The 25,555-nt window shown below is 67.5% G+C and carries 28 protein-coding genes; 14 read left to right on the top strand and 14 right to left on the bottom strand.

From position 1 onward, the window contains the following. Positions 1-86 precede the first annotated feature (86 nt). The gene (locus tag EV138_RS11660) at positions 87-1,340 is read left to right on the top strand and encodes an MFS transporter (RefSeq protein ID WP_238158075.1); all 1,254 of its coding nucleotides are present in this window, start codon (positions 87-89) and stop codon (positions 1,338-1,340) included. Here the strand turns inward: EV138_RS11660 and EV138_RS11655 are convergent. Both EV138_RS11655 and EV138_RS11650 read right to left on the bottom strand, forming a co-directional pair. Continuing rightward, positions 1,312-2,496: an MFS transporter gene (locus EV138_RS11655; RefSeq protein ID WP_133978558.1), complete on the bottom strand. Its 1,185-nt coding sequence runs from the start codon at positions 2,494-2,496 to the stop codon at positions 1,312-1,314. The genes EV138_RS11660 and EV138_RS11655 overlap by 29 nt on opposite strands. Positions 2,497-2,605: 109 nt before the next feature. Next, positions 2,606-3,406: an NPP1 family protein gene (locus tag EV138_RS11650; protein ID WP_133978556.1), complete on the bottom strand. Its 801-nt coding sequence runs from the start codon at positions 3,404-3,406 to the stop codon at positions 2,606-2,608. A 211-nt stretch (positions 3,407-3,617) separates the two neighbouring features. Between EV138_RS11650 and EV138_RS11645 the strand changes: the two genes are divergently transcribed. Both EV138_RS11645 and EV138_RS11640 read left to right on the top strand, forming a co-directional pair. Beyond that, positions 3,618-4,277, top strand: coding sequence for a nucleotidyltransferase domain-containing protein (locus EV138_RS11645; RefSeq protein ID WP_133978554.1), 660 nt, complete (start codon positions 3,618-3,620; stop codon positions 4,275-4,277). 119 nt (positions 4,278-4,396) lie between these two features. Continuing rightward, positions 4,397-4,780: a hypothetical protein gene (locus tag EV138_RS11640; RefSeq protein ID WP_133978552.1), complete on the top strand. Its 384-nt coding sequence runs from the start codon at positions 4,397-4,399 to the stop codon at positions 4,778-4,780. Between the two features lie 9 nt (positions 4,781-4,789). Here EV138_RS11640 and EV138_RS11635 read toward each other — a convergent pair whose 3' ends face one another. After that, positions 4,790-5,773, bottom strand: a complete 984-nt coding sequence (locus EV138_RS11635) for a neutral zinc metallopeptidase (RefSeq protein WP_238158074.1) — start codon at positions 5,771-5,773, stop codon at positions 4,790-4,792. A gap of 121 nt (positions 5,774-5,894) precedes the next feature. Here EV138_RS11635 and EV138_RS11630 point away from each other — a divergent pair, with 121 nt between their 5' ends. Next, on the top strand, positions 5,895-6,509 hold the full coding sequence (locus EV138_RS11630; RefSeq protein ID WP_133978550.1) for a GNAT family N-acetyltransferase: 615 nt from the start codon (positions 5,895-5,897) through the stop codon (positions 6,507-6,509). On the opposite strand, the gene EV138_RS11625 is transcribed toward EV138_RS11630, so the two are convergent. Then, positions 6,495-7,463: a sigma-70 family RNA polymerase sigma factor gene (locus EV138_RS11625; protein ID WP_133978548.1), complete on the bottom strand. Its 969-nt coding sequence runs from the start codon at positions 7,461-7,463 to the stop codon at positions 6,495-6,497. The two genes, EV138_RS11630 and EV138_RS11625, sit on opposite strands and share 15 nt — an antisense overlap. A 137-nt stretch (positions 7,464-7,600) precedes the next feature. Between EV138_RS11625 and EV138_RS11620 the strand changes: the two genes are divergently transcribed. Beyond that, complete coding sequence (locus EV138_RS11620) at positions 7,601-8,317, top strand: SDR family NAD(P)-dependent oxidoreductase (protein WP_133978546.1); 717 nt, start codon at positions 7,601-7,603, stop codon at positions 8,315-8,317. A gap of 16 nt (positions 8,318-8,333) precedes the next feature. Here EV138_RS11620 and mmsB read toward each other — a convergent pair whose 3' ends face one another. The 3 genes from mmsB to chvE are packed head-to-tail and all read right to left on the bottom strand — an operon-like array spanning position 8,334 to position 12,323. Then, complete coding sequence (gene mmsB, locus EV138_RS11615) at positions 8,334-9,587, bottom strand: multiple monosaccharide ABC transporter permease (protein WP_133978543.1); 1,254 nt, start codon at positions 9,585-9,587, stop codon at positions 8,334-8,336. Beyond that, on the bottom strand, positions 9,584-11,122 hold the full coding sequence (gene mmsA, locus EV138_RS11610) for a multiple monosaccharide ABC transporter ATP-binding protein (RefSeq protein WP_133978541.1): 1,539 nt from the start codon (positions 11,120-11,122) through the stop codon (positions 9,584-9,586). The genes mmsB and mmsA overlap by 4 nt, the downstream gene beginning before the upstream one ends. A gap of 55 nt (positions 11,123-11,177) precedes the next feature. Continuing rightward, positions 11,178-12,323 (bottom strand): multiple monosaccharide ABC transporter substrate-binding protein, encoded by a 1,146-nt coding sequence (gene chvE, locus EV138_RS11605; protein WP_202866692.1) that lies wholly within the window; start codon positions 12,321-12,323, stop codon positions 11,178-11,180. A gap of 219 nt (positions 12,324-12,542) precedes the next feature. On the opposite strand from chvE, the gene EV138_RS11600 reads away from it, so the two are divergent. Then, positions 12,543-13,118 carry a GNAT family N-acetyltransferase gene (locus EV138_RS11600; RefSeq protein ID WP_133978537.1) on the top strand — a complete coding sequence of 192 codons (576 nt, stop codon included), beginning with the start codon at positions 12,543-12,545 and terminating at the stop codon, positions 13,116-13,118. A 51-nt stretch (positions 13,119-13,169) separates the two neighbouring features. Here EV138_RS11600 and EV138_RS11595 read toward each other — a convergent pair whose 3' ends face one another. The 4 genes from EV138_RS11595 to EV138_RS11580 all read right to left on the bottom strand — a co-directional run bounded on the left by EV138_RS11595 (position 13,170) and on the right by EV138_RS11580 (position 16,513). After that, positions 13,170-14,108: a zinc metalloprotease gene (locus EV138_RS11595; RefSeq protein ID WP_133978535.1), complete on the bottom strand. Its 939-nt coding sequence runs from the start codon at positions 14,106-14,108 to the stop codon at positions 13,170-13,172. A 181-nt stretch (positions 14,109-14,289) separates the two neighbouring features. Then, the gene (locus EV138_RS11590) at positions 14,290-14,958 is read right to left on the bottom strand and encodes a class F sortase (protein ID WP_238158073.1); all 669 of its coding nucleotides are present in this window, start codon (positions 14,956-14,958) and stop codon (positions 14,290-14,292) included. A gap of 1 nt (position 14,959) precedes the next feature. Beyond that, positions 14,960-15,904, bottom strand: a complete 945-nt coding sequence (locus EV138_RS11585) for a hypothetical protein (protein WP_133978533.1) — start codon at positions 15,902-15,904, stop codon at positions 14,960-14,962. Between the two features lie 105 nt (positions 15,905-16,009). After that, positions 16,010-16,513 carry a VOC family protein gene (locus tag EV138_RS11580; RefSeq protein WP_133978531.1) on the bottom strand — a complete coding sequence of 168 codons (504 nt, stop codon included), beginning with the start codon at positions 16,511-16,513 and terminating at the stop codon, positions 16,010-16,012. Between the two features lie 173 nt (positions 16,514-16,686). Between EV138_RS11580 and EV138_RS11575 the strand changes: the two genes are divergently transcribed. The 3 genes from EV138_RS11575 to EV138_RS11565 all read left to right on the top strand — a co-directional run bounded on the left by EV138_RS11575 (position 16,687) and on the right by EV138_RS11565 (position 18,477). Further along, positions 16,687-17,019, top strand: coding sequence for a histone-like nucleoid-structuring protein Lsr2 (locus EV138_RS11575; RefSeq protein ID WP_133978528.1), 333 nt, complete (start codon positions 16,687-16,689; stop codon positions 17,017-17,019). 51 nt (positions 17,020-17,070) lie between these two features. Continuing rightward, positions 17,071-17,844 (top strand): TrmH family RNA methyltransferase, encoded by a 774-nt coding sequence (locus tag EV138_RS11570; protein WP_133978526.1) that lies wholly within the window; start codon positions 17,071-17,073, stop codon positions 17,842-17,844. Positions 17,845-17,916: 72 nt separating this feature from the next. Then, a complete protein-coding gene (locus tag EV138_RS11565) occupies positions 17,917-18,477 on the top strand; it encodes a DJ-1/PfpI family protein (RefSeq protein WP_133978524.1) in 561 nt (186 codons plus the stop codon). A gap of 4 nt (positions 18,478-18,481) precedes the next feature. Here EV138_RS11565 and EV138_RS11560 read toward each other — a convergent pair whose 3' ends face one another. Then, on the bottom strand, positions 18,482-18,904 hold the full coding sequence (locus tag EV138_RS11560; protein WP_133978522.1) for a hypothetical protein: 423 nt from the start codon (positions 18,902-18,904) through the stop codon (positions 18,482-18,484). 101 nt (positions 18,905-19,005) lie between these two features. Between EV138_RS11560 and EV138_RS11555 the strand changes: the two genes are divergently transcribed. Together EV138_RS11555 and EV138_RS11550 are read left to right on the top strand one after the other, a co-directional pair. Continuing rightward, positions 19,006-19,605 (top strand): GNAT family N-acetyltransferase, encoded by a 600-nt coding sequence (locus EV138_RS11555; RefSeq protein WP_238158072.1) that lies wholly within the window; start codon positions 19,006-19,008, stop codon positions 19,603-19,605. A 263-nt stretch (positions 19,606-19,868) separates the two neighbouring features. Beyond that, positions 19,869-20,660 (top strand): class I SAM-dependent methyltransferase, encoded by a 792-nt coding sequence (locus EV138_RS11550; protein WP_133978520.1) that lies wholly within the window; start codon positions 19,869-19,871, stop codon positions 20,658-20,660. Between the two features lie 10 nt (positions 20,661-20,670). On the opposite strand, the gene EV138_RS11545 is transcribed toward EV138_RS11550, so the two are convergent. Then, positions 20,671-21,438, bottom strand: a complete 768-nt coding sequence (locus EV138_RS11545) for an SDR family NAD(P)-dependent oxidoreductase (protein ID WP_133978519.1) — start codon at positions 21,436-21,438, stop codon at positions 20,671-20,673. A gap of 198 nt (positions 21,439-21,636) precedes the next feature. Here EV138_RS11545 and EV138_RS11540 point away from each other — a divergent pair, with 198 nt between their 5' ends. From EV138_RS11540 to EV138_RS11530, 3 genes are read left to right on the top strand one after another with little or no spacing between them, the layout of a single operon-like run. Then, positions 21,637-22,797 (top strand): neutral zinc metallopeptidase, encoded by a 1,161-nt coding sequence (locus tag EV138_RS11540; RefSeq protein WP_133978517.1) that lies wholly within the window; start codon positions 21,637-21,639, stop codon positions 22,795-22,797. A 23-nt stretch (positions 22,798-22,820) separates the two neighbouring features. Further along, the gene (locus EV138_RS11535) at positions 22,821-24,095 is read left to right on the top strand and encodes a neutral zinc metallopeptidase (RefSeq protein WP_133978516.1); all 1,275 of its coding nucleotides are present in this window, start codon (positions 22,821-22,823) and stop codon (positions 24,093-24,095) included. After that, positions 24,092-24,979, top strand: coding sequence for a neutral zinc metallopeptidase (locus EV138_RS11530; protein ID WP_133978514.1), 888 nt, complete (start codon positions 24,092-24,094; stop codon positions 24,977-24,979). Before EV138_RS11535 ends, EV138_RS11530 begins: the two co-directional genes overlap by 4 nt. Here EV138_RS11530 and EV138_RS11525 read toward each other — a convergent pair. Next, positions 24,976-25,431, bottom strand: coding sequence for a GNAT family N-acetyltransferase (locus tag EV138_RS11525; protein ID WP_133978512.1), 456 nt, complete (start codon positions 25,429-25,431; stop codon positions 24,976-24,978). The two genes, EV138_RS11530 and EV138_RS11525, sit on opposite strands and share 4 nt — an antisense overlap. Between the last annotated feature and the right edge of the window lie 124 nt (positions 25,432-25,555).

Genomic DNA, 25,555 nt, shown 5'->3' with positions numbered 1-25,555 from the left:
TCGTAGAGGATGCGGTGGCGTGGAGGTGTAAATGGGTGGGGTGGCGGGCGTGGGGTGGTGTTGAGTGGGTTGGGGAGGTGGTGGGGGTGTTGGAGGAAGAGGAAGGGCCGGACGCCGCGAGCGCAGCGGACGCGCTGAAAGCTTCGGGGGCGCGCGTGGGGGCGGTTGCTGTGTTGCGGGGGAATGTTGGGTTTCGGCGGTTGTGGGTTGCCAGGTCGGTGAGTTTCCTGGGGGATTCGCTTAGCTTGGTCGCCCTGCTGCTTTATGTGGAGGCTGAGACGGGGGCCGCGTTGGCGGTGGCGCTCTTGTTGTTGGCGGGGGACTTTACGCCGGGGTTGTTTGGGGCGTTTGCGGGGGTGGTGGGGGATCGGGTTGATTTGCGGAAGGTGATGGTGGGGTGTGACGTCCTGCAAGGGGCGTTGGTGGTGGGGATGGCGGTGAGTTTGCCGCCGTTGCCGGTGCTCCTCGTGCTCGTTGCTGTCAGGAGTTTGGTGGCGCAGGTTTTTCAGGCTAGTTCTCGGAGTGCTGTGCCGGCGTTGGTGAGTGATCGGGAGTTGGAGACTGCCAATTCGGCGTTGGGGGCGGGGACGCATGGGTTGGAGGCTGTGGGGCCGTTGATCGCGGCTGGGTTGTTCTTGGTGCTGGATGTGCGGGGGATTTTGTTTATTGACGCGGCCAGTTTCTTTGCGTCGGCGGTGCTGTTGAGTCGGTTGCCTTCGCTTCCGCCTGCGGTGAAAGAGGAGAAGACGGGGTTCATTGAGGACGCGAGGGCCGGGTTGAGCTACATCTGGAGGGCGAAGGTCGTTCGGGTGATCGGGTTGGGGTTCTTTGCGGTGGTGGCGTTCAGTGGAGTGGATGACGTCGCGATGGTGTTCTTGGCCAAGGACGAGTTGCATGCGGGGGATTCGAGTGCGGCTGCGCTGTATGCGGGTGTGGGGATCGGCCTGGTTGTTGGGTATGCGTTGCTGACCAGGTTTGCTGCCGGCGCGAAGATGTTGCCGTTGCTGGTGGTTGGGTTCGCTGTCACGAGTGCGGGCAATCTGCTGACCGGATTGGCGTGGGCCGTGTGGGCTGCGTTGGCGCTGCAGACGATCAGGGGGCTGGGGATCGCTGCGCTTGATGTGGCGATCAATACACATCTGCAGCGGGTGGTGCCGGCCAACCTGCTCGGCAGAGTGTTCGGGAATCTGTACGGCGCGATCGGGCTCGCGGCCGGCATTTCGTACGTGTTCGGTGGGCTGCTGCTTCAGCACACCGATGCGCGGGTCACCTTTATCGCGGCGGGTGCCGGTGGGTTGCTGGCTGCGGGGGCTACAGCGGTGGCACTAGCTCGGCAATAGGCTTTCGCAGCGCACGAGCACCCGGTACGGCGATCAGCGCGACAAAAGCCATCACCAGGAAAGCCACCAATGGGTGTTTCACCAGCAGGCCGACCACGATCGCTACGACCAGACCGCCCAGGTTGCCGGCCATCCAGATCAGGCCGGCGCCGGTGCCTTCGGCTTCGCCCGTACGACGTTCGACCAACTCCAGCACGATCGGGAGAGCCGGTAGCAGGAGGAACCCGATCACGGTGATCGCCACAAACCCCATGACCACACTCGGGAACACAGCGAGCAAACAGCAGGCCAGTGCGGTCACCGCGAGGCTCACCACGAGCAAGGACGATTCTGCTCGGTGGCGGACCACCAGGACCGGGATGACGGCGCTCCCGATGACGCCGACGATCACGTTGACCAGAAGGATCGTGCTGGCGACTTCGGCGCTGACTCCGGCCGGTTCCAGCAGGGCCTGGGCGAAGGTGGTCATGGCAACGAAAACGCCGAAGGGAAAGATCGCCAGCAGCGCGACCCGGCGGATCAAGGGATCACTCCAGGCGATCTTGAGGGCACCGCGCGTCGGGCCGCGTCGCTCGACCCGGTGATGGCCGGGCTGTCGGAGGGCGACGACCAAGACGACGGCTGCGACGACGCTGAAAGTGGCCGAGAGCCACAACATGGTCGGCAGTTGCCCCGCATCGGGCAGGAGGGCCGCCATCACAAAGGCCAAAACCATTCCGGCGAAGATGCTCGCTGTGCCGACGGCAATACCCGTAGGCCGGTCCTTCTCAGCCAGGTAGCGGCCGGTGATGCCGGTGACTGCGTTGAGCACAAAAGGTTGTGCCACAGAGGCAATCAGTTGCCCGGCCAGGAGCCAGTTGTAGTCGTCGCCGATGAGCCGCACGACCGCTCCGAGAGCAGTGAGTAGGGCACCGACGAGCAACCCGCTCCGGAACCACTTGTCGAGAACCAGACCGGCCGGGATCGCCATTACGACGTACAGCAACGGGAAGACCTGGGCGAGCCAGCCGATCGCGCTCTCCGAGACGCCGTACCGCGAGGAGGCGACCGTGGTGACTCCGGCGAAGTTGAGCCAGACCAGCTGAGTGGCCGCGCCGACCAGGGCATAAGCCACGATCGCCGACCACCGGTTGCGAACCGCCAACTGACTCTTCATCCGGGCCCTCCCTTTGCGAGGACCTTAGAGGCAGGGCACGTCTTCGTGAAACAGCGGATCGACAACAATGCCGGCGCGGGCCCGTGAGAGCCCGCGCCAGCCCCGCAGATCAGGCCCAGGGGTCGAAGGGGATGCCGGCGGGCTTGGAGGCGTTCAGCAGGTTGCGGAACCGGTCGTCCTTGTCGGTGATCTTGATGGTCGCGGAGCCGAAGTCGGCGTTCATCAAGGTGTCTCGCAGTGACAGGCTCGGCCAGCCGTTCCAGTCGACCAGCGGCGGGTAGCGCCAGTTGTGGTAGTAGTTCTCCGGCGGCTCGTCGTTGCTGTTGGCAAGCCGGAAGAAGTGCGTGCTCAGGCCGTCCTTGTGATAGACGACCTTCGGGTGCGAGCCGTCGAAGCGGACCTGCGAGCGGGGGTAGGTCACCTGGCTGCTGTGCTGCGTCGTGGTGACGTACTGGACCTCGTTGGCCGACTGGTTGATCCACGAGATGACGTGTTCGAAGTCGTGCCGGTGGCCGCCGAGACTGCTGCCGGCGACGGCCTGGTCCTTCTCGAAGTAGCTGGCGTAGACGACCGCGCACCAGCCGTTGTTGCACTTGGAGCGGGCGTAGGTCTGGGAGTTGTCCAGGTCCGACTGGTCGTGGCAGCCACCGTTGACGGCGCCGCTCGGGTTCAGCCCGCCGTTGAGCGTGCCGTCCGGGCCGATCGCGGGGGTGGCGTAGCAGCCGTCGGTGTCGTAGTCGTACGCCGGCGAGAAGGACTGCTCCCAGCCACCCGCGTTCTGCGGAAGAGCAGGCGGCGGTACGGCGAACGCGGCCGCCGCGGTGGTGACCATCAGCGCCGCGGTGCCGAGCGCGACTCCGAGCACGCGGCGGCCGTACCGCTTCTTGGGGGATTCCGAGGGAACTTTCATTCATCACTCTTTCGAGAGACGCATCCGGACGAGACGAGGCGAGACGAGACGAGACGAGGCGGATGCGGGGGCGGTATGAACGCTCTCGACAATGACAGACGAAATGAACGACGGTTGCTGTTCCGCGTGTCCACCAGGCAACCACCTTCCTGCCGTCCAGCAGCCGACTGACAAAGCCGGACTTTGTTCTCCGCAGGGTTACGGTGGCGGTGTGGAGCGACTTGGTAGCGCCAGGCATCGAATTCTTGTCTCGCGCGTTGTCGATCATTACCGGGACGACGCCAGGGTGCGGGCCGTCGCGGTCTTCGGCTCGCTGAGTACGGATCGTTGGCACGAGTTGTCGGACGTGGATCTCGACGTGGTGATTGCCGACGACGTCGTGGTGAATCCTGCCGACGAGGTGGCGGCGTTGTTCGGCGGCCGCACTGCGATCGCGTTGTACCGGGCCGACTCTGCGGACGTCGTGATCGATTCGCTGGAGGAAGTCTCCATCCGGTGGCATCCGCTGGGTACGACCAGTCCGAACATCGCCTCGAGCGTTCGAGTGTTTCACGGTGAGCTCGCTGCGGATGAGGTTGTTGCTGCCGGTGAGGCCAACCGTGCGGAGCCCGATAGAGAACGGCTGCTGGACGCCTTCGTTCGAGATGCCGTCGGTGCGTGGAAGATGCTCCGGCGCGGACGTAGCTGGGATGCGGTGGCGGCCGTGCAGCGCATGCGCGATTCCTTGGTGGTACTCCGGGGCCGGCGAGACACCCTGCTTCTCGACCCCGCCGACCCCGCCACGGCACTGGCCGAGGTGATCCGCGAGGCGGTGAACTCCTTCGAGTTCGGCGTTCGTCGTACCGATTTGCTGGACCGGCTTCGACACTGACTCGAAGCGAGGTGGGGAGTGGTCGGGTTTGGTCGAGAATCGGGTGCTGGCGGCGGGACGCGGTGATGCTGACTCCGACGGACGGCAAGGGGTCGTCCCGAGAGGCAACCGGAGGAGCCATGAAGGCGATCACCATGCTGAGGACCGCGACGGCCGTGCTGGCGGTAGGGGCGGCGGCGATGCTCGGCGTCGGACCGGCGCAGGCCGCGACCACGGCGAGCGACTCGGTGAGCGTGTCGGCGACCAGCGCGACGGTCATCTACGACTGCATCTGGAAGACGGACTACGGGATCTACCTGTTCCGTACGCCGACCTCGACGACCGCCGACTACTTCGTCGGCAAGGGCGTCCTGATCACGGATCTCGGGTGCACCGGCCCGGTCGACGGCCGCCACTACACCGACTGCGGCGGTGGCAGTCGCTGGGTACACATCGACGGCACCAAGCACGGTTGGGCAGCTCTGTCCTGCATCACCTTCCAGCGGCGGGTCGTCCGCGCCTGAGCGAGCGGACTATTCGAGCCAGCCGGCGTCGCGGGCGGCCCAGGGGTTGCATTCGTAGATGGACGGATGGACCCGGGCGGACGGATCCAGAGACGGGTGGCGGCCCCAGCCGAACCAGTTCGCGGCGTTCTGGTTGGTGCCGTGCATCCGTAGTTCGCCGCGGCGGTCGCCACCATGACTGTTGTTGTCATAGGCCTGCCTGGACAGGGATCTGGTGATCGAGCCACGGCCGGTACTGGTGCCGTAGAACATGCCGGAGAAGCACCAGGCCTGCAGTTCGAGCTGCCGGGACAGCAGCTGACCGGCCTGGCTCGAATAGCCGACCGTCTGGGCACGCGCCTGGAACGCTGCCATCACGCCCACCTGTTGCTGGATGTGGTGGCCGTATTCGTGCGACACCACGGCAAGCGCGTAGCCCGAGCCGTACCGGGCGATGGATCGCATCGAGTCGAACGGCATCACGATCGTCTGGTCGGCGGCGCAGTAGAACGCTTCCCGCCCGGTGTCGTTGCGCCCGCAGGCGCCGCCGTACTGGCGTCCTTGGGCGCCGGCCCACAGGTGCGGCGAGGTCAGCGTGAGGCCGAAGTGGCTGAGGGTGCCTCGCCAAGCCTGGTCGTGGCATCTGATCGCCGCCTGGTAGAAGGCCTGGGCCGCGGCCGGCTGAAGACGCCACGCGGGAAGCCGGCAGGTCACGGCGGCGATGCCGTACCCCGGTTCGAGGTGCACCGGGTTCGAGCCCAGCAGCGGATCTTCGCGCACCGGACCGGACACCCGCGGCGACCAGGTACTCGCGGTCGGCTGAGTGCTGGACGGCGTACTGGTCGGGACGTCGGTCACGGTGGGCAGAGCTGTCACTGTGGGCAGTGCCGTCACGGTGGTCGGCAGAGCGGTGGTCGTCGCCTCGGATGCGCTGCTGGTGCTGGAGTTCGGGCCACAGCCGGCCACCGCGACTGTCACTGCCAGGGCGATCGCACCCTTGACGAATCTCGTCACCTACCTCAGCTCCGTTCCTCCCGACATTCCGTACTACGGCCCGCCGCACCATCTCACGCACGCGGGCCACGCCAGGGAAATCGCGTCGCAGCCTGGCCGGTCGGCGTGCGACGGTAGGCCCATGGCGCAACCGATTCTGCGGACCGAGCGATTGCTGCTGATTCCACTGGCCGACTCGCATTTCGAACTGGAAGTCGAGCTCGACTCCGATCCCGAGGTACTGCGGTATCTCTCGGGCCGGGCCTCGTCGAGGGACGAGGTGGCCGAGTCTCATGCGCGGCGGATGAAGTTGTCGGCGAAGGTGGACGGCCTCGGTTACTGGATCGCCTTCGGGACCGACGGCGGCCGACGGGGTTCGGCGCGGCCGGGGACCGAGGAGGACGGCGAATTCGTCGGCCTGCTGATGCTTCCGCCCGCCCACGGCCCCGACCAGCCGGACGACCCGACCGTCTGCGACCTGGGCTACCGGCTGCTCGCGAAGACGTGGCGGCAGGGCCTGGCGAGCGAGGCATCACGCGTACTGCTGCGGCACGCCTTCGAGACCGTCGGACAAACAAGGGTGATCGCCCAGACGATGGCCGTGAACGCCGGTTCCCGGGGCGTGATGGAGGCCGTCGGCATGCGTCATACCCGCACGTTCTTCCCCACCTGGGACGATCCTTTGCCAGGAGCCGACCAGGGCGAGGTCGAGTACGAGATCACCCGAGCCATGTGGGCAGCTTCAGTCGGGGAGTGAGCGGGGCAGGCCGAACCAGGGCAGGACGCTGTTGTCGAAGCGGGTGACCGCGCCGATCCGGTCGCCGCTGATGGTGAGGACGAGCAAGCCCGTACCGCGGCGGATGCCGTCCACTCGCAGATAGGTACCGAACGCCGGCTGCCCGTTCGCCCGCGTCGGCACCAGGTCGTACAGGCGATCCGGGCGGATGACCTCGGCGTAGAACGCTGCCACCGCGTCAATGCCCAAGTACTCCAGCGGCACCGGCGGCATCGACACCCGTACGTCCTCCGCCAGGAGCGCGACCACCGCGTCGACGTCGCTGGCCTGGTACGCCCGGACGAACTTCTCCACCAGCGCCTGCTGAGCAGGTGACTCGGGTGCCGACGGCTCACCGGGCTGCTCCTGCAGCCCGACGCGGGCTCGTTTGAGCGCGCTGTTCACCGACTCGACGGACGAGTCGAGCATCTCCGCCACCTCGCTCGCGCGGTACCCGAGCACCTCACGCAGGATCAGTACGGCGCGCTGGCGGGCAGGGAGGACCTGCAGTGCGGTGATGAAGGCCAGCGAGATCGCCTCGGTCTGTTCGTACCGCGCCTCCGGTCCACCCTCGAGCAGGGCGTCGGGATACGGCTCGAGCCACACGATCTCCCCGAGTCGGGTCGGCTCAGGCGGCTGGAGGTCGGCCACGTCCCACTCCTTGGCCTGGCGTCGCTTCGTCGAGCGAAGCGCGTTGAGACACCGGTTGGTGGCGATCCGGTACAGCCAGGTGCGGAGCGAGGCGCGTCCCTCGAATCCCCGCAGGCCCTGCCAGGCGGCCAGCAAGGTGTCCTGCAGTACGTCCTCGGCGTCCTGGATCGATCCGAGCATCCGGTAGCAGTGCACGTGGAGCTCCCGGCGGTACGGCTCGGTCAGTTCCCGGAACGCACTGCCGTCCCCGGCCCGCGCCCTGATCATCAGCTCGGTCGTCACCATTCCACCCTCACGTCGCGTCGTCTCTTCAGTATCGACACCGGCCGGCCCGCGAACTGGGCGGTGGCCGACCGCTCACTTTCGCGATCGCGCACTGTCTGCATCTTCGACAGGTCGCACTTCGCTAGCGAGGGACAGAAATGACAATCGCAGACAGCTCAGTACTGGTGACCGGCGCCAACCGCGGAATCGGGCAGGCACTGGTCGAGGAAGCCTTACGCAGAGGCGCGCAGCGCGTGTACGCCGGTACGCGGCGCCCGTTGAACCATCCGGACCCGCGCGTCACGCCGCTCGTCCTGGACGTCACCGACCCCGCCCAGATCCAGGCCGCCGTGGAGACGATCACCTCGCTCGACGTCCTCGTCAACAATGCGGGAATCGGCCTGTACGCCGAACTCGGCGACCGCGCGGCGCTGGAACAGCACCTCGCCGTCAACCTCTTCGGCACCTACGACATGACCCAGGCCTTCCTGCCACTGCTGACCCAGTCGCGCGGAACCATCGTCAACGTGCTGTCGCTGGCCTCCCTGGCCGCCGTACCGCTCGACCCGACGTACGCCGTCTCCAAGGCCGCCGCGTTCTCCTTGACCCAGTCGCTGCGCATGCTGCTGGCGGGACAGGGCGTGACCGTCCATGCTGTCCTGGCCGGTCCGGTGGACACCGACATGGGGCCGAGAATGGACATCCCGAAGGCGTCGCCGGAGTCTGTCGCACGGGCCATCTTCGACGGGGTGTCGGACGGGGACGAGGAAATCTTCCCCGATCCCCTGTCCGAGCCCGTCGCGGAGGGCTGGCGCAACGGCGTGGCCAAGGCACTCGAGCGTCAGATGGCCGCTTTCGTTCCGGTCAGCTCGTGAAAGCGTGCCGGCGCGGTCAGCGGGCCGCGCCGGCACGGCGCTTGTTGTAGACGTCGAAGGCCACGGCCAGCAGCAGGACGAGGCCCTTGACCACGGCCTGGATGGACTGGTCGACACCCATCAACTGCATGCCGTTGCTCATCACGGCCATGATCAGACCACCGACCATCGCGCCGACCACGGTACCGACACCGCCGGTCACCGCTGCTCCGCCGATGAACGCCGCGGCGATCGCGTCGAGTTCGAACATGTTGCCGGCCGCGGGCTGGGCGCCGTTCGAGCGGGACGAGTAGATCACGCCGGCCACCCCGGACAGCACGCCCATGTTGACGAAGATCCAGAAGGTGACCTTCTTGACGTTGACGCCGGACAGCTGGGCGGCCGAGAGGTTGCCGCCGATCGCGTACACCTGGCGGCCGAAGACGCTCTGCTTCATCGTGATGCCGTACGCGAGGATAAGGACGGCCAGCACGATCAGCACGATCGGCAGGCCGCGCGCGTGGGCGAGCTGCCAGGCGAACGCCATCACCACGGCACCGACGCCGACGACGCGCGCGACGAACAGCGGGAAGGACTCGACCGGCTGCTGGTAACGGATCCGGGCCACCCGGGTCCGGAACCCGCTCACCGCGTAACCGACGACCGCCAGAGCGCCGATGACGAGGGTGAACGTGTCGTAGCCGTAGCCGCCGAGCAGGCCGTTGAGGAAGCCGTTCGCCATCCGCTGGTAGTCGGGCGGGAAGGGCGACAGCGAGATGTTGTCGAGCACCTGAAGCGTCAGGCCGCGGAAGAGCAACATGCCCGCGAGCGTGACGATGAAGGCCGGGATTCCGACGTACGCGACCCAGAAGCCTTGCCACAGACCGACGAGCAGGCCGACGCCGATCGCGGCCAGTACGCCGACGGTCCAGGGCATGCCGTGCTGGATGACCAGGACGGCGGAGGTCGCGCCGGTGAGGGCGACGACCGATCCGACCGACAGGTCGATGTGACCGCTGACGATCACGATCACCATGCCGATCGCCAGGATCAGGATGTAGGAGTACTGCAGCAGGACGTTGGTGATGTTGCCCGGGCTCAACGACACACCGTCGGTCAGCACCGCGAACAACGCGATGATGGCGACGAACGCCACGTAGATACCGCTCTGGCGGAGGTTGCGGGTGAGCAACTGCCGGACGTCGCTGGTGCCGGTGTGCAGCGCGTCGGAAGGTGCGCTCTCCGACTTGTCGGCGGCTTGCCCGGGCGGCCGGGTGACGCTGCTGGTCATCGGTCGAGCTCCCTTTCCTTGGTCATGAGTTCCATCAGGTTCTCCTGAGTGGCCTGCTGGGCGGTCAGCTCGCCGGTGATCCGGCCGGCCGACAGCGCGTAGATCCGGTCGCACAGGCCCAGCAGTTCCGGCAGCTCCGAGGAGATCACGACGACGGCCTTACCCGCCGCCACCAGCCGGTTGATGATCGTGTAGATCTCGTACTTCGCGCCCACGTCGATCCCGCGGGTCGGTTCGTCGAGGATGAGGATGTCGGGGTCGGCGAAGATCCACTTCGACAGCACGACCTTCTGCTGGTTGCCGCCGGACAGCTTGCCCACGATCGACGAGACGGCCGGTGCCTTGATGTTCAGGCTGCGCCGGCTCTCCTCGGCGACCTTGGTCTCCTCGTGGGAGTTGACCCAGCCGTAGCGGGACAGCTTCGACAGGCCCGCCGCGGAGACGTTGCGGCGGATGTCCTCGATCAGGTTGAGGCCGTACTTCTTGCGGTCCTCGGTGGCGTACGCCAATCCGTTGGCGATCGCCTCGGACACGCTCCGGGCCCGGATCTCCTTGCCCCGCTTGTAAAGCCGGCCGGAGATGTCGCGCCCGTAGGAGCGGCCGAAGATGCTCATCGCCAGTTCGGTGCGGCCGGCCCCCATCAGTCCGGCGATGCCGACCACCTCCCCGGCGCGAACCGACAGCGAGGCGCCGTCGACCGCCTTCCGGTCCTGGGTCGGGTGCCAGACGGTCCAGTCCTCCACCCGCAGCACCTCCTCGCCGGGCGAGGAGTCGCGTTCGGGAAACCGGCTGTCCAGATCACGGCCGACCATCCCGCGGATGATCCGTTCCTGGGTCACCTCGTCGGCCCGCATGTCCAGCGTCTCGACCGTGCGCCCGTCCCGGATGACGGTCGTCGTGTCGGCGATGCTGGTGATCTCGTTCAGCTTGTGCGAGATGATGATCGAGGTGATGCCGCGTTCCTTGAGCCGGCGCAGCAGGTCGAGCAGGTGCTCGGAGTCGGTGTCGTTCAGGGCCGCGGTCGGTTCGTCGAGGATCAGCAGCCGGACGTCCTTGGACAGGGCCTTCGCGATCTCGACCAACTGCTGCTTGCCGACCCCGAGCTGACCGACCGGCGTGACCGGATTTTCCCGCAGGCCGACGGAATCCAGCAGTTGGGCGGCCTCGGCGTTCGTCCGGTTCCAGTCGATCAGCCGGCTGGAACCCCTTCGTTCGTTGCCGAGAAAGATGTTCTCGGCAACGGACAGGTACGGGACCAGCGCGAGCTCCTGATGGATGATCACGATCCCGACCTGTTCGCTGTCGCGGATCCCTGAGAAGTGGCACGGGTTGCCGTCGAAGAGGATCTCGCCGGTGTAGCTGCCGGCCGGGTACACACCCGACAGCACCTTCATCAGCGTCGACTTGCCCGCGCCGTTCTCACCGCAGATGGCATGGATCTCGCCACGCCGCACCGCGAGCGAGACGTCCTGCAGCGCCTTGACCCCGGGAAAGGTCTTGGTGATGGAACGCATCGTCAGGAGGTGGTCGTCCATGGGGTCCTGTTCCTCGTCGTACTGCGCTGTCGTACCGCGCCGGATGGTCGCGTGATCAGCCTGCCTGGCCGGTCGCGACCTCCTTGGCGGTGTAGTAGCCGGAGTCGATCAGGACCGACTTGATGTCTTCCTTGTAGACCGTCTTGACCGGCAGCAGGTAGGCCGGGACGACCTTCACCCCGTTGTCGTAGGTCTTGGTGTCGTTGGCCTCGGGCGTGGTCTTCTTCAAGAAGGCCTCGGCGGCGATGACGGCCTGGTCGGCCAGCAGCCGGGTGTCCTTGAAGACCGTCGAGGACTGCACGCCGGTGTTGATCAGCTTGACCGACGCGATCTCCGCGTCCTGTCCGGTCACGATCGGCCGGGCGATGCCCTTCGTGCCGTAGCCGGCGTTCTGTACCGCGGTGATGATGCCGCGCGAGATCCCGTCGTACGGCGAGAGGACGCCGTCGACGTGGGTGCCGTCGCTGTAGGCCTTGGTCAGCAGGTCTTCCATCCGCTTCTGCGCGGTCTCCTGGGCCCACCGCAGCGTCGCGGTCTGCTCGATCGCGGTCTGCTTCGACTTCACCACGAGCTGCTTGGAATCCAGGTACGGCTTGAGGGTGTCCATCGCGCCGTTGAAGAAGTACCGCGCGTTGTTGTCGTCGAGCGATCCGGCGAAGAGTTCGATGTTGAACGGGCCCTTGGCGGTGCCCTTCGAGCCGTCCTTCTTCAGCAGGCCGAGGCCGGTCAGCAGTGCCTTGCCCTGCGCGACGCCCACCGCGTAGTTGTCGAAGGTGTCGTAGAAGTCGACGTTGGCGCTGCCGCGGATCAGCCGGTCGTAGGCGATCACCGGGATCTTCGCGTCCGCGGCCGCCTGCAACTGGCTGCTCAGGGCGGTGCCGTCGATCGCGGCGATGATCAGCACGTCGGCGCCGCGGGTGATCATCTGGTCGACCTGCTGGGACTGGGTCGGGATGTCGTCACCGGCGTACTGCAGGTCGACCTTGTAGCCCTTGGCCTCCAGCTTCTCCTTGACCGCCTTGCCGTCGGCGATCCAGCGCTCGGACGTCTGGGTCGGCATCGCCACGCCGATGGTCAGGTCCGCAGGCGCGGCCTGCTTGGTCGGGGCCGCGTCACCGCCGCCGGCGCCACTGCCTCCGCAGGCCGCCAGGCCGAGTGCCAGAGCGGCACTCACTGCGATGAAGCCAAGCTTGTTCCTCACGATGTTTCTCCTCCTCGGCGGACACTTCCCGGTCGGCCGGAGCCCGGGCGATGCCTGGGTGGCGACGGTCGATGTGATCGCTAACATTGCACGGCTGTGAACGCTAACATGGGCGGTCTGGGGCCACAAGAGTTCGACTGGGGCCCTAGCTCGTCGTGTCCGAAATCGTGATCCGGAGCCGTACTACGCTCTCGGCAACGGCTACCGATCGGGGAGTAGATGTCCACCGTCACCGCTGCTTTGTTCACCTGGCCGCTGGGCGACGACGCCGCCCTAGTACTGCGAACAGCCGAGCTGGCGGACGCCCACTTCGCCTTGGTGCAGGCCAACTACCGTGAACTCGGTCGGTGGTTTCCGGACGCGTTCCAGGAGCCGCCTGTGCTGGAGGTGACGCGGGCGGGCCTGGCCGAAGGCGCCAAGGGATGGGTCGACGGCGAGTTGCTGCCGCTGTCCATCGCGGTGAAGGCCGATGACGGGTGGCAATTGGTCGGGTGGGCCCAGCTGATCATCAACCAGGCAAAGCGATCCGGCGAGGTCGGCTACTGGCTCGATGCCGGGTTCGTCGGGCGTGGGCTGGTCACTCGTGCCGTCTCCGCGATCCTCGACCACGCGTTCGGACCCCTCGGTCTGGAACGCATCGGTCTCACCGCCACCGCCGACAACGTGCGCAGCCGAGCCGTCGCCGAACGGCTCGGCTTCACCCTGGAAGGCGTTCTCCGCGAAGCCGCCGCCTTCCCGACCGGACGCCGGGACGTCGCGCTCTACGGCCTGTTGTCCCGCGAGTGGCGTCAGTAAAAGCAAACCGCGCCGGCACCCAAGGGATGCCGGCGCGGTCAGCGTGCTGTGTCAGGCGCGGTAGGCCGTCCACATGTTGCTCATCCGGGTGCTCTGCCCCGGAGTGAATTGGGTGTAGCAGGTGTCGTAGGAGTAGTCCATGTAGTTGTGGATCGGGTCGAGGCCGGGCAGCGAGCAGGAGTCGCGGCCCTCGGGGCAGCCGCTGGTCGAGCTGCTCTGGGCCGGGGTGTCGGCCACCTCGTCGTTCGTGCTCGTGCAACCGCCCTGGAAGGTGTGGTAGAGCCCGAACCAGTGGCCGGCCTCGTGGGTCGCGGTCTCACCGTAGTTGTAGTTCGTCGCGGATCCGCCCGGCAGTGACGTGTACTGCACGCGGATGCCGTCGATCCCCGGGTTGCGCGCGTAGTCCCAGGGGAAGGTCGCGATGCCGAGGTAGCCGAAGTCGACCAGCCAGATGTTCAGGGCGTTCTTGCCGCCCTTGCGGGTCTGCTTGCGGTACGTGCTGCTCTGCTTGTCCTGGTGCCACTGGGTGTTGTTGTACCGCGTCGTACCGGCCAGGTAGAAGGTGAAGCCGGTGTTGGCGGCCGACGACGACTCCTGGCCGCCGAAGGTCTTGTTCAGCACCGCGATCTGCTGGGAGATCTGGGTGTCGGTGACATCGCCGTTGCCGGCCGAGTCGCGCATCACGTTGATGTAGACGGGGACACTGGCGGCGGCCAGCGCGCCCTTCGGTACGGCGATGCCGCGGGCGGCCTTGGCCTTCAGCAGGTCGGCGGTCTTGGCTTCGATGGCCTTCTGCTCGGCGACCGTGATGTCGCGGGTGTCGGCGCCGTGGCCGCCCTTGGCGGCGGCGCCGGCCGACGGGACGTAGCAGTCGCTCGGCTGGCCGGCCGGACGGTTCGCGGTGGCCTGACCACCCAAGGGGGTGAGGGTGAGTGCGGCGCCGGTCACGATGACGGCGAGCATCCGGGGACGGGTAATGAGAGATCGCATGGCTGCGCTCCTGCTCCTCGGGCCGCTGGGCGGGCGGCCGGTTGCCGAAATACTGCGGCGTCAGGAGCATTTCCAGAAGCGATCGGCGGCCGAATTCGCGGAATCCAGGGAAATCCTTCGGGCCCCGGCTTTCCGAACGGTCATTGCTTTTGCGGCGGCCGATTGCCACCGACGGTAGCGGTCATGCGACGCGCTGAGCGATGACGACCGTGTTGCTGAGATAGACCCGGCCGTTCCAGTCCTCGCAGGTGATCAGTACGAGGCGTCCCGGAACCGACTGGTCGAAGACCCGCTGCGCGTTCTTCGCAAGACTCTGCTTGCGGTACGTCGTGACGCTGGTGACCCGGTAGCCGAGCTGTCCCCGGGTGGTGGTGACACCGACGGAATCACCAGGCTGCAACTGGTTCAGGTTGTCGAACGCCCCGCCGCCCGTGTGCACGGTGTGACCGGTGATCACTGCCGAGCCGAGTCTGGCTCCCGGCTGGGCACCCCCGGACCACCAGCCCAGCTTCTGCGGGTTCGACGGGGGAGTCAGCGCTCCCTGGTCGATGGTGATCCCCACGACGGGCACGGACACCTGCAGTTGGGGAACGGACAGGCGCAGAGGCTTGCCTGGGCGGGCGGCGAGCCTGCGGACCGGAGTACTCGTCGCGGGCCGGGATTTCGCTGGAGCGCTCGGGGTCGTTCGGCGGGGCAGCGGTGTGGACACGGCCGGCGCGTCCGGTGCGGCTCCGGCCCGGTCGTCGAACTGGAGATAGCCGCCGACCAGGGCCAGGCCGATCCCGGCAAGAGCGATCGACCCGCCCCACCGAAGTGGGGCGGGTCGGCCACGACGCCGGGCATTGGTCACGTCAGCTACTGTGCCTGCCCCGGCGCTTGAGCGCGATAGCAGCGCCTGCTGCGAGCATCAGTCCGCCGCCTACCAGCAGGCCGGCGCCAAGGGTGCTGAGCGGGCCACTGTTCGATGCGCCGCTGGTCGGCGTACCGCCGAGGCCGGCGTCGACCGCTGTCGGCACACCGGTAGTCGGCGCGGTGGAGCCGGTCACGACCGGCGTACTGGTGCTACTGGTCGGCGACGTCGACGGCGAGCTCGGAACGTCGGTCGGCGGAGTCGACGGCGGCGTGGTCTCCGGAGTGCTCGGGGGAGTCGTCGGAGGTGTCGTCGGCGGAGTGGTGGGTGGCGTGGTGGGTGGCGTCGTCGGGGGTGTGGTCGGCGGCGTGGTGGGCGGGGTCGTCGGGGGTGTGGTCGGCGGGGTGGTCGCGGTCGTGCAGCCCTCGACCCAGAAGACCTTGTGCTTGGTGTCCGCGCCGATCGAACCCTCGGCGTGGATGGTGATCTTCACGTGGTAGCCCTGCTGCGGCTGGGGCTGCCCGCTGAACGACAGGGTGTAGGTCTCCTTGGCGTCCAGATCGTTGCCGCCGCCGTTCGGGTCGCCGCCGATGAACGGGTTCAGGTTGCCGGACTCGACCTTCAGGCCGCCGTCCGCGGTCGGCGCCTGGTCCGCGAAGGTGACCGTCGCGTGCAGATCGCCCTGGTCGTAGTTGTAGAACTCGACGACGAAGCTGCAGCCCTGGTGCGGGTTGTTGTCCGGCGGACCGCTCTGGATGTCGACGCCCTCGATCTTGATCGTCCCGTTGTTGCCGGGTGGACCGGCTTGGGGGCGCGTGGCAACGACTGACTCATCGGCGGAGGCGGCCGGCGCCGCGACCAAGGCGGCTGCGCCGGACAGGAGCGACAAGGCTCCGGCTGCGGCGACGATGCCGCCCACGCGGGAGCGACTTCCGGACTGTGCCATCACGGACTTCCTCGATTCAGGAAAAGGGATCTCTCCCTGCAGTATGCGAGATCCGTTGCCCTGGTCAACAACTCACGGTAACGATTGAGTGCATTTCCAGGGAATTCAGCGCGAGATGCCCACGCCGCCGCGCGCGTCGCGGCCGTACTTCGCCAGTTCGGCCGCCAGATCGAGGGCGCCGTGCCCGTCGCGGTCCTCAGCGGTGAGCAGGTCCGCCGGAATGATCCAGACCACCTCGAACTCCAGGCCGTTCGGGTCCTTGGCGTACAGCGACTTGGTGGTGCCGTGGTTCGTCGAGCCGACCAGCGCGCCGGCCGCGGACAGCTTCGCGGCCAGGTCCTCGAGGTCGCCGAGCGTGTCCACTTCCCAAGCCAGGTGGTACATCCCGACGGTACTGCGGCCGGCTCCGGACGGCCCGGCCTCGGGGCCCAGCTCGAACAGCCCGAGATCGTGGTCGTTCGTCGATCCGGGCGCGCGCAGGAAGGCGGCCTTCGGGTGCGCGTCGCCACCCTCGATGTAGTCGAAGCCCAGCACGTCGCGGTAGAAGGCGACGCTCTCGGCGACGTCGCGCACGTACAGCACCGCGTGGTTCAACCGAAAGATCGCCATGACCGGACTCCCCTGATCGAGCTTGCGGCCCCAGGGTAGTTGAGGTCTCAACCGAACACCAGTGCGCCCCGTCACCGCCGACCGGGCGGGGTGGCGGGCGGTCCGGGCCGTTTCGGTGATGCATGCTAGGGGCAACATCCGTCCCTCCCCTGCCCCGAAAGGTCCAAGGCACCATGGCGCAACGAACCGAGGTATTTCTCACCGATGATCTCGACGGGACCAACATCCCCGCGGGTAAGGGTGGAACGCTCACCTTCGCGCTGGACGGGAAGACCTACGAGATCGACCTGACCGCGAAGAACAGCAACGCGCTGCGCAAGACGTTGACGCCGTACATCGAGGCCGGCCGGCAGGTCCGGACCGCCAAGGGCGCCCGGATCAAGCGCACCGCCGTCGGCGCCGATCCCCGCACCATCAAGGAATGGGCCCGTGCCAACGGCTACGAGGTGAACGATCGCGGCCGGATCCCCAGCGAGATCCGGGAAGCGTTCGAAGCCGCGAACTGAGCCGTCCGGCCGCCGCGCCCCGCCCCCGAGGCGCGGCGGTAGGGTTCAGGGGTGACTTCTAGGCGGGAACCGGGCGGAAGCGACGACCGGGCAGGGCTGTCGCCGCGGGACAAGTGGATCACGATCTTCGGGCGCAAACCGGTGCTGGAAGCGCTCAACGACCCGAGTCTGTCGGTCGCGAAGGTGGTGGTCGCGGACAACGCCACCGGCCAGTCGCTGACCGAGATCCTCCGCGCAGCCGACCGATCCGGTACGCCGGTGCAGCGGGCGACGCCGAGTCGGGTCCAGTGGCTCGCCGGCAACAGCAAGCACGACCAGGGCGTCGTCGCCGATATCAACGCCCCCCGGATGACGCCTCTGCAGCATTTCGTCCGCGATCGCGGCAACCGGCCGACCAAGGTGTTCCTGCTCGACGGGGTCACCAATCCGGGCAATGTCGGGATGATCCTGCGGACGGCGACCGGGGCCGGCTTCGACGGCGTGATCCTGCCGCGCGCTGGTACTCCGCACGTGGGGCCGCTGGTGATCAAGGCGTCCGCGGGCGTCGCGTTCCAGGCGCCGATCGTGAACGCGCCGACGGCTCGGGCTGCGGTCGACGAGTTGCGCGCGGCCGGCTACCGGATCTACGGCCTGTCGTCGCATTCGTCGCAGTCGCTCTTCAAAGCTGCACTGGAACCGCGGTCGGTGTTCGTGCTGGGTGGCGAGACCAACGGGATCACGGTCGGGACCGACGAGGATCTGCTGATCCCGCTGCACAACGGGGTGGAGTCCCTCAACGTCGCGGTCGCCGCCGCGGTGGTCGCCTTCGAGGTCGCCAACCGCTGAGGTCACGGGGTTGACCGGCCGGCGCCGGCGACGGACCGTGGTTCGGAGGTCTGTCGACGAGGAGGTACTGCCGTGACCAAGGTGCTGATCCTGACCGGGGACGCCGCGGAGACGCTGGAGGTGTTCTACCCGTACCAGCGGTTGCAGGAAGAGGGGTACGAGGTGCAGATCGCGGCGCCGTCGGCGAAGAAGCTGCAGTTCGTCGTTCATGACTTCGTGGACGGGTTCGACACCTATACCGAGAAGCTGGGGCACACGTGGCAGGCCGATCTGGCCTTTGCCGACGTGGATCCCACGCAGTACGCCGCACTGGTGATTCCTGGTGGCCGCGCGCCGGAGTACATCCGTAACGACGAAGACTGTCTGCGGATCGTGCGGCACTTCTACGGTGAGGCGAAGCCGGTGGCGCAGCTCTGCCACGGGCCGTTGCTGCCGGCGGCTGCCGGCGTGCTGGACGGGCGGAAGACCTCGGCGTACCCGGCGCTTGCGCCCGACGTGAGGGCAGCGGGTGGCGAATGGGTCGACGGGGACGCGGTGGTGGACGGCACCGTCGTCTCCGGCCGGGCCTGGCCGGATCACCCGAGCTGGATGCGAGCCTTCATGGCTGTGCTGAAGGAGCATGCTCCGGCCTGATCGCTCAGCTGCGGCCGAACTTCCACCACTTCGGCTTGTTCGCCTTGATCTCGTCCTCGGTGAGCGGCGGCGGGACCGGCGGTTTGGACTCCTCGGTGAGGAAGTTGCCCGACTCGGTGTCGTATGCCGTGACGCCGAGGCGGCTGCTGATCTCCATCACCAGCGGGATCGAGCGCGGGCCGTCGTTGAGGTAGAAGGTCAGGTCGCGGACGTCTACGCCCTTGCCGATCGTGAGCTCGACGTCGTACTCGTCGCTCTTCAGGCGCAACCAGGATCGCTTGCTCGCATCGACGTCCGGGGCCACCTCCCGGACCACAGCGACGACCTCGTCCGCCGTACCGAGTGAGGGCGGTTCATAGCCTTCGGGAATGTCCTCGAGCCGCCGTACGCCGCCCGGGCCTCGCATCGCATAGATAGCCCAACTCATGCCCCCAGCATCCCCCATCACCCCAGCGGCGCCCCGGGCGACCCGATCAGACCCGTCCGCGGCCGCGCTCAGACCGGCTTGCGGGCTGTGAAGCGCGCCCTATGTCGCACTTCAGTAACCAGGCGGCGTTGTACTGCGAAGCCCTCGGGTACTCGTCGCGTCTCAGGTCGGCCATCCGTGCAGCCAGCCAAGCGCTGGTCGTGCGGGGCGACCGAGTTGTCGGGGTCGACAAGGCGGGTGGTGGCGGGCAGGGTTTGGGGATGCGGGTGCGGGCGATCGACGACGAGGGACTGCGGCTGGTCGAGGAATGGCTGGCCGACGATCCCGTGGGGAGTGCCGTCTTCGGTGGCTTCTACGGGCGGGCCGTCGAGCGCTGGGCGCCGCTGCTGTCCGCGGAGGGCCGGTGGGGCTGGATCACGTTCGACGACCTCGGCCCGATCGGTTTCATCGACCTCGAGATCTTCGACGCGGAGGCGGAGATCTCGTACTACGTCCGCCCGGCCCGCCGCGGTACGGGCCTGGGGCGCCCCACGATCGAGCACGTCATCCAGCTCGCCTCCGAGCACGGCGCCCGCTTCATCCACGCCGCGGTCGACCCCACCAACCTCCCCTGCCTGGCCGTCCTCCGCGCCGCCACCTTCACCGAATCCGGCCCCAACGAGTACGGCGAAACCGACTTCGAACTGACAATCGATGCCTGACTACGCCGGCGTGATCGCTTGGCGCGACAACCAGATCGCAGTGGTCCGCGAACACTACGAAGGCTGGGACGAGGAGAACTGGAACCTCCCCCCGGCGCCATCGAACCAGGCGAGTCACCCGAAGCCGGGCTTGGAACTACCGCGCGGACGTCCCTTCAGGTGACTTTCTGATTGACGATCCCGACGGCTCGGTGCGAGAGGGCTCAAACGTAACGGATCGGAAATGGGGTGTGCAGGGAATTTCGGGGCGGGATCATCGGGGGATGGTTGAACTTGATCCGTTGATTCGTGGGTTTTATCGGGACCGGTACCGCGAGGACGATCGGCTGGCCCGGAGTGGTCACGGGCAGTTGGAGTTCGTGCGGACGCAGGAGTTGTTGCGCCGTTTCCTTCCGGTGCCGCCGGCAACTGTTCTGGATGTCGGCGGGGCGACAGGTGTGCACGCGAAGTGGCTCGCCGCTGACGGGTATTCGGTACACCTGGTGGACCCGGTGGTGGAGCACGTCGAAAAGGCTGCTGCGGTGGGAGGGTTCGGCGCTTCCGTCGGTGACGCGCGAAGGTTGTCCCAGGCCACCGATAGTGTCGATGTGACGCTCCTGTTGGGTCCGCTGTATCACCTGGTCGAGTTGGACGATCGGGTGCAGGCTTTGCGTGAGGCGAGCCGGGTCACCCGTCCGGGCGGTCTGGTAGTTGCCGCTGGCATCAGTCGGTATGCGGGGCTGCTCGAGTACGGCTGTAACGGCGGGCTCACCGAGGAGAACCTGCAGTTGTTCACCGCTGCGTTCGCGACCGGCCGTAACCACGACGACCCCGAGGGATTCACGAACGCGCATTTTCATCAGGTGGACGAGCTGCGTGGTGAATTCGAGGCCGCCGGGCTGCGCGACGTCGAAGTACTGGGTGTGGAGGGTCCGGCTGCGCCAGTCCTTCACAATGCGGCTCCGGAAGATGTCGCCAGGCTGCTACCTTCCGCTGTGCGGCTGGCGCGGCTGCTGGAGTCGGACCCGCGGGTGATCTCCGCCGGCTTCCATTTCCTCGCCTTCGGTCGCGTGTGATCGTTTCGGGTCAGTAGACGCTGTAGCCGCCGTCGATGAGGAGGACGGAGCCGGTCATGAAGGCCGAGGCGTCGCTCGCCAGGTAGACGACGGACGGGGCGATCTCCTCGGGAGTGGCGTAGCGCTGGAGTGGGGCGTCGAGGATCCAGTGCTGGCGGAATTCGGGCTGGTCGACCGGGGCCATCTCCGTCTTCACGTAGCCGGGGGCGATCGCGTTGACGCGGATGTTGTGGGCGGCCCATTCGGCGGCGAGGCTTCTGGTCAGGTGGTGGACGCCCGCCTTGGACGCGTTGTACGACGCCTGCCACTGCGGGCGGTTGACGATCTGCGCGGACATGCTGCCCACGTTGACGATCACCCCGCCGCCGTTGTCGATCATGCCGCGCGCGACCGCGGTACTGCAGTTCCACAAGGCGGTCAGGTTGAGGTCCAGGACCTGCTGCCACTCCTCGTCGGCAACCTCCAACGCCGGCCGGTGGATCGCGATGCCGGCGTTGTTCACCAGGACGTCGATTCCGCCGAAGGCCGCAGTGACCTCCTCGACCATCGCGGTCACGTCCGCGCGGACCGTGATGTCGGCCTGTACTGCGAGGCCGCGCCGGCCGCCGGCCTCGATCTCGGCCACCACCGCCGCGTTGCGCTCGGCGTCGCGAGCCGCGATCGCGACGTCGGCACCGGCTTCGGCCAGGGCCAGTGCGAAGGCACGGCCGAGCCCGCGGTTCCCGCCGGTGACGAGCACACGCCGCCCGGTCAGGTCGAACTTGTCCAGAACACTCATCGGACCCCCGGGTGGCTTCGGAAACGCAGGTGATCAGCTGACGGGAGGTCGCGAACTGATGTCAATAGCTGCAATCCAGTTCATCGACGACGGTCCTGCGCCCTATCATCTTCCGGCAGGTCGGCTGGGGGGATACGGCGCGTCCTGTCATCGCTGCTGCGCCCAGCAGCGGTACGAGGACACCTGGGGAGCCCGAAGATGCCGGACAACGACGCGCCGAAGCCTGGCCATTTCCTGCCGGGAGGCGCGGGAGCGGACACCTCCGGCGCCCGCAAGCCCGTACTACCGGGTGACAGTGCGCCGCTGACGGCGCCGACGCCGCGGCTCGGTGGATCGGCTCCGGCCGGACCGCCACAGCTCAGCGGATCCCGGCTCGGCCCGCCGCCGCCCGGCGACCCGGCCGCCGCCGCGTTCAAGGTGCGCTACCAGCCCGAGCCGATCCCGTTCGTGGTGAAGAAGCGGTCGAAGGCGCTGGTCGCCGCGATCGTGGCCGGCGTGGTGCTGGTGGCGGGGGCTGGCGTGGCCGGCGCGACGAAGCTGCTGTCGAAGTACGACGACTTCGTCGCCAACCCGATCGGTACCACCCCGTCGCTGCCCGGTGGCACGCCGAGCAAGTCGGAGCCGACCGGGACGCCGACGCCGGATCCCGTGGTGGAGAAGGAGAACAAGCTCTACGCGAACGGCAGGCTCGCCTCCGTGCGCTGCAAGGAGCCCGCGTTCCGGCCGACCTCCAAGGAGAACGTCCGGTCGTACTACGAAGTGCTGCTCAAGTGCCTGAACCAGTCCTGGAAGCCGGTCGTCGAGAAGGCGGGCTTCGCCTTCCACGAGCCGCGGCTGATCGTCTTCGACGAGGGCGAGGAGACGGCTTGCGGCGTACAGAAGCTGGTGGCCTCGTACTGCGATGCCGACGACGGCGCCGTCACGATGCCGTGGCAGGACCTGGTCGAGTCGTACGAGAAGAACAAGGCGCTGGCCCGGATCGACGAGCCGGACGCCCTCGGGTACGTGTACGCCGTGCACGTCCAGAAGCTGACCGGGATCTTCGATGCCTCCGACAACCTGAGCGACACAGCACCCAACGAGGCCGCCCGGCTGGAGCATCTGCGCAGGCAGGCCCTGCAGGCGACCTGTCTCGCCGGGGTGTTCCTGGGGGCCGAGAAGGCGACCTTCCCGATCCAGGGCGAACTGCTGAAGCAATGGCAGTGGCGGTCCAGGAACGACGGCGATGAGCAGAGCACGGACAAGGTGCGAGACCATGGGTCCCGCAAGAGCGCTGAACTGTGGCGGACTCGTGGCTTCAGCACCGCGGATCCTGGCTCCTGCAACACTTTCGTGGCGGCTGCGGACAAGGTCGGCTGAAGACCGAGGACTGGGGAAGACAGATGGCGGACGACTCTGCGCCCGGGCCTGGGCACTTCCTGCCGGGCGGCACGGGTGATGCTCCGGGCGACGCCGGGACCGGCCCCTCGCAGCCCATCGGCCGGCCGCTGAGCCTGGGGAAGCCCCGGCCCGTACAGAGCGAGGTGGACCCGTCACTGAAGAAGGCGGTGCCGCTGCGGACGGAGTACAGCGGCACCGAGTACGGCGGCCCGCCGCCGGCCCCGTTGCCGGGGGCACCCGTCGTGCCGCTGCAGGGCAGCCGCCAGGCCGGTGGTGCACGCCGGACCGGTTGGCACTCGCCGTCGACGCGGGCCGCTTCGCAGTTCGCGGCCGGGCACACCGAGGTGAAGCCGTCCCGCCGGATGTCGACGCCGGCGATCGCAGGGCTCGGTGTGCTGCTGCTGGCGCTGTTGGTCGGCGGTGGGATCACGAGCCTCAAGCTGGCCGACTCCTACGACGGCTCGGTGCAGAACCCACTGGCCAAGCCGTCGGTGCACGAATCCCAGGAGCCGTTGCCGGCCCCGCCCCAGGCGACGGTGACTGTCACGGTCAAGCCGGTGCCGGACGACGTACGGGTCAAGCAGAACAAGCTCTACACGGTCGGAAAGGTGCCGTCGGTCAGGTGCACCGAGCCTGCCATCAAGCTGACCGGCCAGTCGGCGATGCTGCGCTACTACCAGGCACTGCTGCCCTGCTTGAACAACGCGTGGGCACCGCTGGTCCGTAAGGCCGGGTACCCGTTCCGCGCGCCGCGGCTGACGCTGCTGAGCAAGCAGACCTCGTCCACCTGTACGGGCGAGACGACCAGCGCCTATTACTGCCCTGCCGACGAGTCGATCAACATGGACTGGCAGGAGGACCTCAAGACGTACCGGCGGAATCCGCTCGCCGCGCGGACCTGGATGATGAACACGCTCGCTCACGAGTACGGGCACCACGTGCAGTACCTCACCAACATCTCCATCTCCTCGCAGTCGCGCGAGGGCTGGGCCAAGACACAGGCCGCGAAGCTGGAGGAGAGCCGGCGCCTCGAACTGCAGGCGACCTGCCTCGGTGCCGCGTTCCTGGGCGCGAACAAGGAGTCCCTCGGCTTCTCCGGCGCGAAGCTGGACTCCTGGCGGTCCTCGATCCAGCACAGCGGCGACGAGTACAGCCCGAAGAAGCTCCGCGACCACGGTGCCCGCAAGAACCAGTGGCCCTGGGCCGGTCCCGCCTTCAGCAGCGCCAACCCGGCGTCCTGCAACACCTACACAGCCGCGGCTGCCCGGGTGTCATGACGCTGCGACCGGCCTACTTGCTCGGCGTACTGGTGCTGCTCGCCGCCGGAGCCGGAATCGCCCTCCAAGGCGATCCGGCTCCCGTCGCGGATCCGGTGCCGGTCAGCGCGAGCCAGGCACCCCGCAGTACGGAGCCTTCGGCGCCGTCCGATGTCGCCACCGCCGAGTGGGTCGACAACGAGGCTGCTCTGATGGACAACGCGCTCTACAAGGCGGGCAGGGTGCCGAGGAGTGGCTGCCGGCCGCCGAATGATCGGCTGCGTTCGAGTGCGGTGGTGATCGCCTATGCCCGGGTGATGGTGGGCTGCCTCAACCGGAGCTGGAACCAGTTGCTGACCCGCGCGGGCTTCTCCTTCTACCCGCCGGATTTCGCCGCCTACAAGGACAAGACGTCGTCCCCGTGCGGGCCGGCGGACGACGGCGCGGTCGCCTTCTACTGCCCGGAGAACCACAAGATCTATCTCGACTGGCCGGAGTACGTCACGAAGCGTCGCGACGAGCAGCCTTATGCGCAGACAGCGCTGATGGACGTGATGGCGCACGAGTACGGCCACCATGTCCAGGAGCTGGTCGGGATCGGGGCCTTCGCCGACGATCGGTACGAGCGGGCGTCCGGCGACGCGCAACTGCAGGAGAGCAGGCGGACAGAACTGCAGGCGAGTTGCTTCGGCGCCGCCTTCCTGGGGGCCGACAAGCAATCTCTGCACCTTGTCGGTGAGCGCCTCGAGGGACTGCAGGACGACATGTCCAGCGGTGACGAGTCAGGCGGGGCGCGAGACCACGGATCCGAGGAGAACAACCAGTACTGGACCAGTTCCGCCTTCGACTCCGCGAGCCCGGCGTCCTGCAATACCTGGAAGGCGTCGGCGGAGTACGTCTCCTAGAGCGCGAGTTTGAAGCCCTCGTGGCTGTTGGTGAAGCCGAGGCGGTCGATGTAGAAGCGGTGCGCGTCGGTACGGGTCTTGTCCGAGGTGAGCTGGATCATCGAGCAGCCGCGGGCGCGGGCCTCCTCGATCGACCACTCCATCAAGGTGGTCCCGAGGCCGGTACCGCGGGCTGACGCGGCGACCCGGACCGCTTCGACCAGCGCCCGGGTCGCGCCCTGACGGGACAGTCCGGGGATGATCGTCAACTGGAGCGTGCCGATCACCTCGTCGTTGCGGTCGGCAACGACCAGCAGTTGGTTCGGATCGCTGTCGATGGCCTCGAAGGCCCGCCGGTACGGCGTGAGGTCGTCGGGCGTCTCCCTGGTCGCTCCGAGGGGGTCGTCGGCGAGCATCGCGATGATCGCGGGAACGTCGTCGAGGGTGGCGCGGCGGATCACGACATCGGTCATCCCGTCATCATCTCAAGACGCCTCGAAGTCCCGGTGCGGCCGGGTGCACCCGGCCGCGCTTTGCGCCGGAGTACCGGCCGGTCATCACTGTTCTTGCCTTAAGCAATCACATTGCGTTACTGAA

Origin of the sequence: Kribbella voronezhensis, assembly GCF_004365175.1 — a bacterium.
GTDB lineage: Bacteria > Actinomycetota > Actinomycetes > Propionibacteriales > Kribbellaceae > Kribbella > Kribbella voronezhensis.
This window is presented reverse-complemented; position numbering and strand designations above follow the sequence as displayed.